The following is a 13,617-nucleotide window of genomic DNA, read 5'->3' as shown; positions in this document are numbered from 1 at the left end:
GTTCTCCGGTGTCATCAGGATATTTGTTATGCAAAGATTAGTTGAAGGCGCGGGAAACCGAAAGGGAAACAGGCCGGGAACCTTGGGAAAACTGCCTTAAAACATAAACCCCGCCAAGGTGAGATACCGTTGGCGGGGTTGCCGAGAGGGGGGTGGTGAATAACGGTTTAGGGGATGATGCGGGTATACTTCGTGCCGTCCAATGTCGCACCGATCTGCAGCCCAGCCTGACCGAATATGGCCGCCAGAACGGGCGAGCGCAGGGTCGTGGTGTCGGTGGACAGGGAATCACCCTGATCGCTGACGACATAGCCGATATCCGCACCGGCGGTCCAACCGCTGGACCGGCGGAAATCATTCAGTGCGTCCTGAGTCATAAAGAACAGGACGTGCGCATATTGCTGGGCACCGATCTGCAATCCGGCGCTGCCTTTCAGGGCGGAGTAGTAGTCTACCGTGACACCCTGAATGCGGAGTGCGCCGCGCCCGTAGCCCGCGCCAAACACAAATCCCGCCTCGGTGACCAACGGCATCACCAGCAGACCGGTTGCCTTTTCAGAGATTTCAATCGTGTTCGGATAACGGCTGTACATTTCGTTCAGTGTCGCATCCACGCGCGCGTCGATCGTGGCTGCGTTCGAGTTGCCAACGCCGTTGCCGCAGGCGGCCGTCAGCGTCAGTCCGGCCATGCCAAAAGCAAAGCCGCGACGGGTCAGTCGTGGAGATTGGGAACTGCTCATTTTTCTTTCTCTGTCGATACGCCTGATTAAGCCGGGTTGGCCCGGTCTTGGGCGCAAGAATACGCCGATTAGGTGGCGCTGTCACGGGAAAGCTGCCAGTCACCGTTCCTAAATAGGCGAAAAATTGCGTGAAATTGGAGTTTTAGCCGTTCAGCATACGAGCAACTGCGGGGGCGAAATACGTCAGAACTCCGTCACAGCCAGCCCGTTTGAAAGCCAGCAGGCTTTCGAACATCGCCTTTTCACCATCGATCCAGCCATTCTGCGCCGCAGCTTTGATCATCGCGTATTCACCCGAGACCTGATAGGCGTATGTCGGGGCTCCGAACGTGTCCTTAACCCGGCGACAGATATCGAGATAGGGCATCCCCGGTTTGATCATCACCATATCGGCGCCTTCGCTCAGGTCGCGCTCGATCAGGCGCAGGGCTTCGTTCGAATTGGCCGGATCCATCTGATAGGTCTTCTTGTCGCCCGTCAGCGCGCCGGATGCGCCCACGGCATCGCGAAACGGTCCGTAGAAAGCACTGGCGTATTTCGCGGCATAGCTGAGGATCATGACATTGTGGTGCCCCGCACCTTCCAGCGCCTTGCGCATTTCACCAATCCGCCCATCCATCATGTCTGAGGGGCCAATGATGTCCGCACCTGCCTCGGCCTGTGCCAATGTCATTTTGACCAAGGCCTCGATCGTGGCATCGTTTACGATTTCCCCGTCAACAACATAGCCGTCGTGACCATTGATATTGTACGGGTCCAGCGCGACATCGGTCATGATTGCAATATCGGGTGCCGCAGCCTTGATCGCCCGAATGGCACGATTTGACAGGTTGTCGGGGCTCCAGGCCTCGGCGCAGTCCTCGGTTTTCAGGGACGGATCGGTGTAGGGAAACAGGCATACCGCGGGAATCCCAAGGGCCTGTGCCTCAATCGCGGCTTTCGCGATCAGATCAACAGAGCGGCGCATAACGCCCGGCATCGAAGGCACGGGTTCTTCGATCCCTTCGCCGTCGCGCACGAAAACAGGCCAGATCAGATCGTTCACTGACAATTGGGTCTCGCGTACCAGCCCCCGAACCGCCTCGGATTGGCGCGCGCGGCGGAACCGGGCGAGAGGATACGGGGCGACGGTGGGTTTCATGGCACGCTCTCCTTGCACTATCGCGCATTGGGTGGCATGAATTCATCCAGTTCTCAAGGGTACCATTGGCCGCGTTTGCGCGATAGAACCCCCTAAAGACGTTTAAGAAAAGGGCAGGGGCTTGGACTGGTATTCCACGATTCTCGAACTCATAGACATGCGGAGTTTCTCGAATCTGTGGTTCTGGATCGCTTTGGCCGTGGTCTGGTCCTCTGCAAGTCATTGGATCATGGGCGTCCCGTATGACATGATCATGCGCGCCCGGCGCGTCGGCGGTCAGGCCGAAGCGGACCTTCTGGACATAGTGAGGATCAACAGGAACAGGATCCTGTACATTGTCGAAGTGTCCGGTTTCATGATTTTCCTGATGGGAAGTTTTCTGTTTACCGGACTGGCAATGCTCGGATTTTATTATGGCGTCGAATTTGCTCAGGCTGTGTTTCTGCTGATCTTCCCGATGAGCTTCGTCGCAATGCTCAATTTTCGGTTGGCCCGCAAACTGGGCAGCCAGGAGATGACGCTGGAACTGGTGTCAAAAGGATTGCTGCGGTGCCGGTTGTATTCTCAGCTAATTGGCATGGTTGCGATACTGGTGACTTCGCTTTGGGGGATGTATCAGAACATCGGGATCAGTGTTCTGTACTAACAACAATGCAAGGGCAACCGATGAAGGCTCTGAACTGTGTAACAGTTGGCGGCGCGCCCGAAGGCTTTGACGCGCAACTTGTTCTGAACGAGGTCGCGCGTTCGGGTGGACCGGTCTGTCACGTTGCCCGTGACGACAAGCGGATGGAGGCGATGCGCGCGGCGCTGGCCTTCTTTGCCCCCGACATGCCGGTCTTCTTTTTTCCTGGCTGGGATTGCCTGCCATATGATCGGGTTTCACCTAACCCGGATATCGCTGCTGCTCGGGTGGCGACGCTGGCCGCGCTGGTGCATCAGATGCCCCGGCAATTTGTGCTGCTGACGACCCTGAACGCCGCAACCCAGCGGGTTCCGGCACGAGAGGTGTTACGCGAGGCTGCCTTTACAGCGCGGGTCGGAAACCGCATTGACGAAAATGCGTTGCGGAACTTTCTGGTTCGTATGGGGTTCACGCAAAGCCCAACGGTAATGGAGCCCGGTGACTATGCCATTCGGGGTGGCATTATCGACATATTCCCACCCGGAGAAACCGGCCCGGTGCGGCTGGATCTGTTCGGTGATGTTCTGGATGGTGCCCGCCGGTTCGACCCGGTGTCGCAGCGTACGACCGAAAAACTGGAAGTGGTGGAACTTTCCCCGGTGTCCGAAGTCATACTGGACGATGCCGCAATAACCCGGTTCCGCCAGAATTACCGGATCGAGTTCGGTGCCGCCGGAACTGATGACCCGCTATACGAAGCGGTTAGCGCAGGGCGCAAGCATCAGGGGATGGAACACTGGCTGCCGTTTTTTCACGACAAGCTCGAGACTCTTTTCGACTATCTTCCCGAAGCAACCGTCACACTGGATGATCAGGTAACCCCTGCGCGGCTGGCGCGTTGGGAGAGTATCGAGGACCAGTATGAAACAAGGCGTCTGGCGCTGGAAAACCGGTCGCGCATGGACACGGTGTACAAACCCACTCCGCCCGGTTTGCTTTATCTGGATGACGCTGCATGGGACCAGACTATCGGTGATCGTCGCGTGTTGCAGTTCAATCCGCTGCCGCAGGCTAGTGGTCCGGGTGTGATTGATGCCGGGGGGAGGATCGGGCGCAATTTCGCCCCTGAACGGCAGCAGGAAAGCATTAGTCTGTTTGGCGCGTTGGCAAGCCACATCAAAGACAAACTGGACAAGGGGCCGGTTCTTATCGCTTCGTATTCCGAAGGTGCGCGGGAGCGTTTGACCGGGTTGATCGAGGATGAGGGGCTTGCCGAAGCCATTCCGGTGACCGACGGCAGCCGCATTGGTAAACGCGGTTTGCATCTGTCCGTCTGGGCGTTGGAGCATGGGTTTGAAACGCCCGGTCTGACGGTTATCGCGGAACAGGATGTGTTGGGCGATCGCCTGATCCGCCAGCCAAAAAAGCGCCGCAAGGCCGAGAATTTCCTGACCGAAACCCAGTCACTCAGCCCCGGCGATCTGGTGGTGCATGTGGATCACGGGATTGGGCGCTATAGAGGGATGGAGGTCGTGACGGCAGCCGGCGCGGCGCATGAATGCCTGCTGCTGGAATATGCTGAACAGTCCAAGCTGTACTTGCCGGTTGAAAACATAGAACTGTTGTCGAAATACGGTCATGACGAGGGGCTGCTGGACAGACTGGGCGGCGGCGCATGGCAGGCCAAGAAAGCCAAACTGAAAGAGCGCATCCGCGAGATGGCGGACAAGCTGATCCGCATCGCCGCCGAGCGCGCCTTGCGCAAAGCTCCGGTCATGGACCCGCCACCCCACGCGTGGGAGGAATTCAGCGCCCGCTTCCCGTATCAGGAAACCGACGACCAACTGCGCGCCATATCGGAAGTGATGGAGGACATGCACTCGGGCGCGCCGATGGATCGTCTGATCTGCGGTGATGTCGGGTTCGGCAAGACCGAGGTCGCCATGCGCGCAGCTTTTGTGGCTGCGATGTCAGGGGTTCAGGTGGCTGTCGTTGCCCCGACCACTTTGTTGGCGCGGCAGCACGCGGCCTCTTTCAAAGAACGCTTCCGGGGGTTCCCGCTGGAGGTCCGGCAACTGTCACGCTTCGTCTCGGCCAAAGAGGCGCAGCAGACCCGTGACGGGCTTGCGCGCGGAACAGTTGATATTGTGATCGGTACTCATGCCCTGTTGGCCAAGGGGATACGGTTCAACAACCTGGGTCTGTTGATCATCGACGAAGAACAGCATTTCGGTGTTGGTCACAAAGAGCGCCTGAAACAGCTGCGCAGTGACATCCACGTGCTGACCCTGACCGCGACTCCTATTCCGCGAACGCTGCAACTGTCGCTGACCGGTGTGCGTGATCTGTCGATCATCGGCACGCCGCCCATCGACCGTCTGGCCATTCGCACTTACGTCAGCGAGTTTGACGCGGTCACAATTCGCGAGGCGCTATTGCGCGAACATTATCGCGGCGGGCAGAGTTTTTACGTGGTGCCGCGCATCTCTGACCTGCCGGACATCGAACAATTTCTGAAGGACCAACTGCCGGAACTCACCTACGTCGTGGCCCACGGGCAAATGGCGGCAGGTGAACTGGACGATCGGATGAACGCGTTCTACGACGGTAAGTATGATGTGCTGCTGGCCACGACGATTGTGGAAAGCGGTCTGGACATTCCCACCGCGAACACGATGGTCGTGCATCGGGCGGATATGTTCGGTCTGTCGCAGCTTTATCAAATCAGGGGCCGGGTGGGGCGGTCAAAGACACGCGCCTATGCCTATCTAACTACGAAACCGCGCCAAAAACTGACCGCAACAGCCGAGAAACGGCTGCGTGTTCTGGGGTCGCTCGACACGCTGGGGGCCGGGTTCACGTTGGCCTCTCAAGACCTCGACATTCGCGGTGCGGGCAACCTGCTGGGCGAGGAACAGTCGGGTCAGATGCGCGATGTGGGCTACGAACTCTATCAGTCGATGCTGGAAGAGGCGATTGCCAAGATCAAGGCAGGTGAGATGGAGGGGCTGTCGGATGCCGACGACCAATGGGCGCCGCAGATCAATCTGGGTGTCCCGGTCCTGATCCCCGAAGACTACGTGCCCGATCTGGACGTTCGTCTTGGTCTGTATCGTCGCCTGTCATCCCTGTCGACCAAGGTTGAACTGGAAGGTTTTGCGGCCGAACTGATCGACCGGTTTGGGGCGTTGCCGAAAGAGGTGAACACCCTGATGCTGGTCGTCCGCATCAAGGCGATGTGCAAGCGGGCGGGCATTGCCAAGCTCGATGGTGGTCCCAAGGGCGCGACGATTCAGTTCCACAACGACAAATTCGCCTCGCCTCAGGGGTTGGTCGAGTTCATCCAGAACCAGCGTGGGCTGGCCAAGGTCAAGGACAACAAGATCGTTGTGCGCCGCGACTGGAAGAAGGACAGCGACAAGATCAAGGGTGCTTTTGCGATAGCGCGCGATCTGGCCGAGAAGCTGATCGCCGAAATGAAAAAGGCCCGCGCCTAAGTCAATCACCGGCAACGAACGTGCACAACTGCCACTGGCCCGCGTCGGATTTCACCAGCGCCGCACGGTATCCAACCATGGACCAAAGGAAGTCGCTGTGCATAAACCCGGTGATGCCGTCGGTCAGGCGGACCCGTTGGTATTCGGCGGCCGGCTGAAAATCAGGAACGATTACGACCTCGTGGCTGATTGCGTCGAGGATCGGCGCGTCTCGGGATGGCTCTTTGCGCAGTGACACGCGGTTGCCCGTCACGAAATAGGCGGTGAAGGGATCAAGTGCGGCGGGCAGTGTGATCTGCCATTGATGCGGCATCCAGAATTCGCCCAGATCGTCGAAGTAACCCGGTTGCGACAGCGTTTCCTGTAACGCATCCCAATAAAGGTCGGTTTGCCCAATTGTGCCGTCCGACGAAGAATTCGAAGTTTCGGTCAGGTTCGCGCGCAACTCCAGCGGTCCGCCGGTCCCGCCGTGACTGAGGTAGATATCCGGGCAGGCCAGATCAACGACCGCCTCAATGTCGCGAGACGCGATCTTTTCCAGCAGTTCGTTCCGGAACACGACCAGCGTGTTATCATCGGCGGCCTGATCGACAGGAGGAAAGGACAGGCGTTCAGCAGTTACCGGGCTGCCAATGAAAGCAACGGACAGCAGCATGGAAAAGTACTTCATTCAGCGGCCCTCATCGCAGCTTGCGCACAGAAACAGGACGCGCCGACTGCACGGTCGGCACGGGCAAGAGCAAGGTCCAGACGTTGTTTGATCTGAAGGATTTCAACAGTTTCCCCGCGTGCCTTCAGACAATCGTGCAGTCCCTTGAGGCTCCAGACATTGTCCGGGTGAATCGATGCGCGGCTAAGACTGCCCCCCAAACCCAGATCCTCGCGATAGACCGCTTCTGCTTCGGCCGCATGCCCCTGTTCGAACAGCAATGCGCCCAAGGCATGTCGCGTGGGTTGCATCCAACCCCACGGCTCATCATAGGGCAGGGTGTCGTCCAGTTCGACGGACCTGCGCAAATGTGCATAGGCGAGTTCGTGGTTTCCCTTTCGGTACTCAATCTCACCACGCAACATTTCACCGGCAATCTCAAGCAGGTCAACAACGCGGTTGTTGTGCAGAAGACGCGTCTCGGGAACCCGCTCTTTGGCCGCAAGAAACGCCTGTTCTTCTGCTTCCGCATCAGGGACCTGATCCGTTGCGGCGAAGGCTATCGCGCGTGCATAATGCGTGGTTGCGGTCAGGGTTCGATAGAGATCGGGGTCGGAAGGTAGCTCTAATGCCTTTGCTTTTTCCCACTGACCAAAGCGGATCAGAATATGCGGCCCCATCGCCATGTAACTTTCAAAGTAATCAGCCATGGGCGGGCTCTCTATGCGCAGCATGTCCTCGGGTGTTGTGTCCCAAAGGCCCTGATTGGCGCGCAGGGCGGGTTCCATCTGACCCAGAAACAACGCGCCGTAGATTGCAAAGTGATAATTGTGCTGGCGATAGCCTGTATAGATATTAAACGCCCCTTCGCGTTCGTAGTATTTGAGGTCGGCAACACTGGCTTGTTGGTTCCAGTGGACAACGTTTTGATAGTGACCGCATAGAACGTCGATATGGGTTGGCATGTGCACAAGATGGCCCGCATCGGGGACCAGTGTACGCAACACATCACCGGCCTTGAGCGCCTTTTCGGGTGTCGGCGACATTTCCATCAGGTGCACATAAAGATGCAGAATGCCGGGATGCGTCATGGCCGCAGGGTTTTCGGCCATGGCCCTTTCCAAGGCATCCCGAGCTTCGGTTGTCTTTGCACCCTTCGCTGGTTGGCCCGTGTAAAGATCCCACATTTTCCAGGGCGTCAGGTTCAGCAGTGCCTCGACATAGATCGTGCGCACTTCCAGATTATCGGGTGCGGTTGCAAAACCCGCGCGCATCGCATCGGCAAAATCATGGTCCCAGATATGCATGTCATCTATCGGATCACGCTGCGGATAGCGGGCGGGCAGGGCGCCAATTAGCGCCTGCTCGACAGGTGTGCAGTATTCGGACAGTTCCAGTGCCTTTTGCGTGGCGTCATAGGCACAGGCCAGTGCCTTGGCGCGTCCGGCGTCGTCGCGTAAAGCCCAGGGCAGGTTGTAGTTCGGGCCAGCAGCATAGGCGACCCCCCAATGGGCCATTGCGCAGTGGGGATCATGTTCAAGTGCACGTTCGAAGCAGACGATGGCCTCTTCGTGATTGTATCCATAGGTCCAGTTCAAGCCCCGGTCGAACCACAGCTGGGCCTCAGCCGACGAAGTGGATACAGGGCAGGAATAACTGCCTAAATCATAGTAGTCGCTCATCAAAACCTCCCCACGCTTTGCGGAAAGGTTAGCGCGTTTCATTTGCTCTGCACAGGTCAGGCAGGCAGTCTTTCCTCAATCCTGCCCATGTGGACCATCAACCCGAAAGCGACCACGCACATCGTCAGGATACCCGTTGTCAACGGAGTGATTGAGCCGTTGAAAAGCAACCCGATCGGCGCGGCGATTGCTGCAGCAAGAACCGTTGAGATTGCGCCGATAACAGACGCTGCCATTCCGGCGATATGGCCCATCGGCTCCATCGCGATGGCGTTCAGGTTGCCAAGGGTGGTTCCCGCCATAAAGAAGATGGATGTTTGCCATGCAACAAATAGTGCAAATGACGCATTGGGTGACAGGTCAAGATTGCTCAGAAGGATGACCCCCGATGTCAGAAATATCTGCGCCCCCAACGTCCATGTCACCATCTTGCGCATTCCCACGCGGACTACGACGGCTGCGTTCAGCAGGCTGGCCGAACCTGAGATGAGTGCGACAAATCCGAACCAGAAGGGAAAGCTGTCTGCCCGGTCATGGATGATGTCATAAACCGGCTGCACCATGGTGAGCATGGTAAAGAGCGTACCCATGCACAATGTCTGAACCAAGATTGACAGGCGCACTGACGGATGGGCGAACATCTCTTGCGCCGCGGCGATCATCAGTGGCAGCCGGAATGGGCGGCGATTTTCGCGTGCAAGTGACTCGGGCAGGCGCAGGCCCATCCAGATGATTGTAATCAGCGAGAACAGGATGAATGATATGAATATACCGCGCCAGCCCGTGATGGCGATGACGCCTGCGCCCAGCATCGGCGCGATGGCGGGTACAAGGGTGAATATCATCATGGCGATCGAAATAATCCGCGCCATTTCCCGGCCCGAGTAAAGATCACGTACAATCGCCATGGCAACGACACGCGGCCCGGCCGCGCCCAGACCCTGCGCCACCCGCGCTGCCAGCACCAGTTCAAGCGAGGAACTGGCCCAGGCGACGGCTGAGGCAATGATGTAAAGGCAGGCACCGCCATAAATCACTGGTTTCCGCCCGAATGCGTCAGACAGCGGACCCGTGAAAAAGGTGCCAATCCCCATACCCAACACAAATGATGTCAGGATCAATTGTGCCTTGTTCACGTCATCTGGGCTAAGCTGCATGCCGATTTCGGGTAGGGCGGGCAGCATCGAGTCTATCGAAAACGCAATAGTGGCGAACATCATCGCGATAAGCGCGATGAACTCGCCCTTGGACATACGGTCAGCCATGTGGGACTCCTTACCCGTTCGCGCTATCACGCGGGATCAGGCGGCGCTAGGGATGAAAAATGCACAGACCTCTGTGCTATTATGCAGATGAAGGCTCGGATTGAGACATAATTTCACCAATCACCTTTTCCCAAAGATCAGGCGCCTGAGCTCCAGGAACGGCATGTTGATTGGCGATGATATAGGTCGGAACCGAGTTCAAGCCCATTTTCCGAGAGTGGGTGTCACGATTGCGGATATCCTCGCGGTCGGCATCCGATTTCAGCAGCTTTCGCACCACTGAGGCGTCCATGCCTGCGGCGTCGGCTATGTCGGCAAGAACATCGTGCTCACCAATGTCCCGACCTTCCACGAAATACGCAGTGAACAGGGCATCGACGACCTCGTTCTGTTTACCTTCGATCCCGGCCCAGTGGATCAGACGGTGTGCATCCAGCGTGTTGGGCGTTCTCCGCATGCTTTCAAAGTTGATGTTCAGACCGGCCTTTTCAGCATGTTCGACAACCGGAGTATAGGCGCGCACAGCGCCTTTTTGGCCGCCGAATTTCCGCTCAAGATATTCGCGTCGATCCATCCCACCCTCGGGCATTTCCGGGTTGAGCTGAAAGGGATGCCACTCAATGACGAACGGATGATCGGGTATCGCCGCCAATGCCTTGTCCAGATGTGTCTTGCCGATGTAGCACCAAGGGCAAATCGGATCGGACAGAATATCGAGCTTGACGGTTTGTGTCATTTGGACTGAGCCTTGAAATAGGCCGGCAAAGCGCGGCGCAGAAGTTTGCCGTTGCCTCCGACGGGCAGGGCGGGAAGGTGGACGAAGGCGCGCGGTTGCTTGTAGCGCGCCAGGTTGGCCTCCACATAGGACTGTAACGCGGCCTCGTCCAGTCTTGCCGGCCCGGTATAGAATACTGCGATGACAAAGGTATCTTGTTTCACCTCGACCGAGGCCGCGCCAACTTGGGTAATTCCGGGGTATCTGCTCAGGACGGATTCGACTTCGACGGGTGAAACGCGATATCCGCCCGCATTCATCATGTCATCGTCACGGCCGAGATAAGTGATCTGGCCGTCCTCGGCCATTGCTCCCTGGTCGCCGGTCAGAAACCACTCATCCTGCATACGCGCCTCTGCCTCGTCCGGGGCATTCAGGTAGGTAAGCATCAGACCGGGGTCCGAGCGGTGAACGGCTATGGTACCCTCTTGTCCTGCCGCGACCGGGCCGTCCGGGCCAAGGATGGCCACACGGCGGCCTGATTGCGGTCGCCCCAAAGTCTCACCCTGCGCGGGATATGTTGGGCTGGACGAGATGAAGGTCGAACACTCGGACATTCCGTAGGCCTCGTACAGTTCGGTTTTGGTGACGTTGGACCAATGTTCGTGCAAGTGACGCGACAGTTTTTCGCCCGCACAAAGGCCGTGGCGAAGATGGGGCAGATCAAACTCATCGATGCTTTGCAGCATCTTGCGGTAGACGCCGGGCGCGGCGGCGAAAATCGTTGCCTCGTGGGTCTTCAACAGCTTGGGTAAGGATGACGGGTCCGTTCCGGCTTCGGGGATCAGAGCGGTCGCACCTGCCGTCCATGGGTCCATCAGACCTGTGCCCAGTGTGTAGGTCCAGTTGAACGCGCCGGCGTGGCACAGCCGGTCAGCTTCGGTCAGACCGTACCACCCATCCACCATCATTTGACGCGCCCAGATGGCCCGATGTGCATGTGCAACGGCGCGCGGTTTCCCCGAGGTGCCAGAGGTGTAAACGACATAGGCCAGACGATCCGGATCCCCCATATCGTAATCAGCTGGCGGCAGGTTCCGCATGGACGCAAGGTCGTGCAGTTCGATCTGGTGGGGATGCACTGCGCAGGTGACCTTGGGGTCTCGAAAAATTGCTGCTGGTAACAGCTCGTCAATCATTTTGGCCGTTTCCGGCTCGGTCAGTTGCGATGACGTCGGCACCGGAACAATTCCTGCAGAAATTGCACCCAGATAGGCGATGGGAAAATCAACCGTATTACCCAGCCGCATCAGGACGATATCACCGGCTTTTAAGCCCGCTTTCAATAATCCGGCACCGGTGCCCAGAATGGCGGCCTCAAGCTGAGCATAGGTCCAGTCCTCGGACCCGTTTTCATAAAGGACGGAAAGCGCCGTCTTGTCTGCCAGATCCCCGGCACGGCGCATGACATGTGCTGCAAGGTTGAAGGGGGCCGGGCAGGGTGGCGGTGGGCCTTGATCGAATATCGACAACATGATCGATGGCTACCGCGCCGTCTGTCGCGTTGCAAGCGCCGGGCGCTAGCCCTATAGAAAGGCCCATGACCAACCGCGACCCCAAGTCCATCATCCGTATCGCCCGCGACAATGGCGCCGAGACCGAAGTCGAACCGCTTGATCTGGGCGCCCGGGTGCGCGAGTTGCGCAAGGCCCGGAACTGGACCCTCGAACAGGCGGCCACACAGGCAGGTCTTGCTCGGTCCACGTTGAGCAAGATTGAAAACGGTCAGATGTCACCGACATATGATGCCCTCAAGAAGCTGGCGACCGGGTTGCAGATTTCTGTACCGCAGTTGTTCACCGCACCGCAGCGCGAACAGGTGATCGGGCGGATGGCGATTACCAAATCCGGGGCCGGAACCGCTCATGCCACTGTGACATACGAGCATGAGTTATTGGCCGAGGCTTTGACCAAAAAGCAGATGCTGCCGTATCGCGCGCGGGTCCGGGCACGTTCCATGGACGAATTCGATGGATGGGTGCGCCACGATGGCGAAGAGTTTCTGTATGTTCTGACGGGTGTGGTCCGGCTGTACACCGAATTTTACGAACCGGTTGAGATGCGACGTGGTGACAGCGCCTATTACGATGGCAGCATGGGCCACAACGTAATTTCAGTCAGTGATGAAGATGCATTGATCCTTTGGGTAACGTCACTCGCGTAGCGAGTGGTCGAATTCCCTGTTCAAACCTTCGGTAAACAGAAAGTCCTCAAGTTCTTCGTGAGCTTCGTTAACCGTCAGATGATGGCGTTCGGCCAGATAAGCCTCGAACTGTTTGCGATCTTGTTTCACAAAAGCCATGTCTTTGTCGCGCAGGTTCGGAAATCGCTTTTTTGCACGCGCAAACGAAGCGCTCCAGTCTTGCGTGAGATCGGCCCAGTTTAACATATGTGAGCTTTCCATTCTTTGTGGTTTCAGGATCGCTCTCCCCTCGAATAGGTTACGGACGTTCAGGCGGTTTGATAGACAGGGCAAAGTGTCGCACCCCTCTTGAGCGCTGAAAGTCGAAAAAACCCGCTTCGGAAAGGCGCAACAGGATGAACTGACCTACATTTGAGTGCGTGGCGACCGGTCCAGTTGTTCCCCGTCTGTGAACAGCCAGTTCAGCACTATGTGGCCGATGAACACTGCAAGAATCTGCGTCAGGGTGAACATGGGTCTGTGCCAGAGTATATACCTGCAAAGGTATCGGTGAGCCCTCTTGCGATTGTCTCGGTCGGGTTCGCAAAACTTGTGGAGGGCGTGTACCAATAGGTGCCGGTGATATAGAGGCCCACAAGGGGTGGTACCGCGTACGACTTGTGCCGAATTCCGCCGAAGATCAACAACAGCAGGCTCAGGGTTGCAGTGATTTCCGAAAACCACTGATGCGACTCTGTTCGATGCATCGTTGTCGACGTTTGGAGAATCAACAGATCAAACGTGTAATGTGGTCCACACGTCGAAGAATCCGCCTGCGATCTGGCAGGCCACATAGGGGGCGTCACCGTCTCAGGGGTGTTCTTGGCGCATGGCAAAAGTCAGTGTTACTGCTGGATCGAAATGGGCACCCGATACCGGACCGAGCGTCGTGATAATCGCATAGAGAATGCATCCCGTCGCGATCGCGTTCTGCAGCTACTAATTCATCGACGGATTTCGAGCGCGGCATCAAGGCGTCGTAGCCCTTTTGCGGCAGCAGTTTCTACACTTCGGTGAGCTGACCTGCGGGAACGAAATCCGGATACCGCCACATCAACAGC

The 13,617-nt window shown here is 57.5% G+C and carries 12 protein-coding genes; 3 read left to right on the top strand and 9 right to left on the bottom strand.

Annotated elements, in window-relative coordinates:
• Window positions 1–167: 167 nt before the first annotated feature.
• Window positions 168–740, bottom strand: coding sequence for a YSC84-related protein (locus tag ACR0NW_RS01165; protein WP_170650133.1), 573 nt, complete (start codon window positions 738–740; stop codon window positions 168–170).
• 142 nt (window positions 741–882) lie between these two features.
• Window positions 883–1,881 carry a porphobilinogen synthase gene (gene hemB, locus ACR0NW_RS01160; RefSeq protein ID WP_480449351.1) on the bottom strand — a complete coding sequence of 333 codons (999 nt, stop codon included), beginning with the start codon at window positions 1,879–1,881 and terminating at the stop codon, window positions 883–885.
• Between the two features lie 121 nt (window positions 1,882–2,002).
• On the opposite strand from hemB, the gene ACR0NW_RS01155 reads away from it, so the two are divergent.
• Complete coding sequence (locus ACR0NW_RS01155; protein WP_170650129.1) at window positions 2,003–2,527, top strand: component of SufBCD complex; 525 nt, start codon at window positions 2,003–2,005, stop codon at window positions 2,525–2,527.
• 20 nt (window positions 2,528–2,547) lie between these two features.
• Window positions 2,548–6,003, top strand: a complete 3,456-nt coding sequence (mfd, locus tag ACR0NW_RS01150) for a transcription-repair coupling factor (RefSeq protein ID WP_480449353.1) — start codon at window positions 2,548–2,550, stop codon at window positions 6,001–6,003.
• 1 nt (window position 6,004) lies between these two features.
• Here mfd and ACR0NW_RS01145 read toward each other — a convergent pair whose 3' ends face one another.
• The 5 genes from ACR0NW_RS01145 to ACR0NW_RS01125 all read right to left on the bottom strand — a co-directional run bounded on the left by ACR0NW_RS01145 (window position 6,005) and on the right by ACR0NW_RS01125 (window position 11,849).
• Complete coding sequence (locus ACR0NW_RS01145) at window positions 6,005–6,673, bottom strand: SH3 domain-containing protein (RefSeq protein WP_480449354.1); 669 nt, start codon at window positions 6,671–6,673, stop codon at window positions 6,005–6,007.
• The gene (locus ACR0NW_RS01140; RefSeq protein WP_480449356.1) at window positions 6,670–8,334 is read right to left on the bottom strand and encodes a tetratricopeptide repeat protein; all 1,665 of its coding nucleotides are present in this window, start codon (window positions 8,332–8,334) and stop codon (window positions 6,670–6,672) included. The genes ACR0NW_RS01145 and ACR0NW_RS01140 overlap by 4 nt, the downstream gene beginning before the upstream one ends.
• A 56-nt stretch (window positions 8,335–8,390) precedes the next feature.
• Window positions 8,391–9,599 carry a multidrug effflux MFS transporter gene (locus tag ACR0NW_RS01135; protein WP_480449358.1) on the bottom strand — a complete coding sequence of 403 codons (1,209 nt, stop codon included), beginning with the start codon at window positions 9,597–9,599 and terminating at the stop codon, window positions 8,391–8,393.
• A 79-nt stretch (window positions 9,600–9,678) separates the two neighbouring features.
• Window positions 9,679–10,335: a DsbA family oxidoreductase gene (locus ACR0NW_RS01130; protein WP_480449360.1), complete on the bottom strand. Its 657-nt coding sequence runs from the start codon at window positions 10,333–10,335 to the stop codon at window positions 9,679–9,681.
• Window positions 10,332–11,849, bottom strand: a complete 1,518-nt coding sequence (locus ACR0NW_RS01125) for a class I adenylate-forming enzyme family protein (RefSeq protein WP_480449362.1) — start codon at window positions 11,847–11,849, stop codon at window positions 10,332–10,334. Before ACR0NW_RS01125 ends, ACR0NW_RS01130 begins: the two co-directional genes overlap by 4 nt.
• Window positions 11,850–11,914: 65 nt before the next feature.
• Here ACR0NW_RS01125 and ACR0NW_RS01120 point away from each other — a divergent pair, with 65 nt between their 5' ends.
• On the top strand, window positions 11,915–12,538 hold the full coding sequence (locus ACR0NW_RS01120; RefSeq protein WP_170650115.1) for an XRE family transcriptional regulator: 624 nt from the start codon (window positions 11,915–11,917) through the stop codon (window positions 12,536–12,538).
• Here ACR0NW_RS01120 and ACR0NW_RS01115 read toward each other — a convergent pair.
• Both ACR0NW_RS01115 and ACR0NW_RS01110 read right to left on the bottom strand, forming a co-directional pair.
• Window positions 12,527–12,763 carry a hypothetical protein gene (locus tag ACR0NW_RS01115; RefSeq protein WP_170651250.1) on the bottom strand — a complete coding sequence of 79 codons (237 nt, stop codon included), beginning with the start codon at window positions 12,761–12,763 and terminating at the stop codon, window positions 12,527–12,529. The genes ACR0NW_RS01120 and ACR0NW_RS01115 overlap by 12 nt on opposite strands.
• A 603-nt stretch (window positions 12,764–13,366) precedes the next feature.
• Window positions 13,367–13,480: an aquaporin gene (locus ACR0NW_RS01110; RefSeq protein ID WP_480791514.1), complete on the bottom strand. Its 114-nt coding sequence runs from the start codon at window positions 13,478–13,480 to the stop codon at window positions 13,367–13,369.
• Window positions 13,481–13,617: the final 137 nt, after the last annotated feature.

The organism is Ruegeria sp. CF5 (assembly GCF_056537325.1).
Note: the sequence above shows the minus strand (reverse complement) of the source record. Positions and strands in the feature narration are given on the sequence as shown.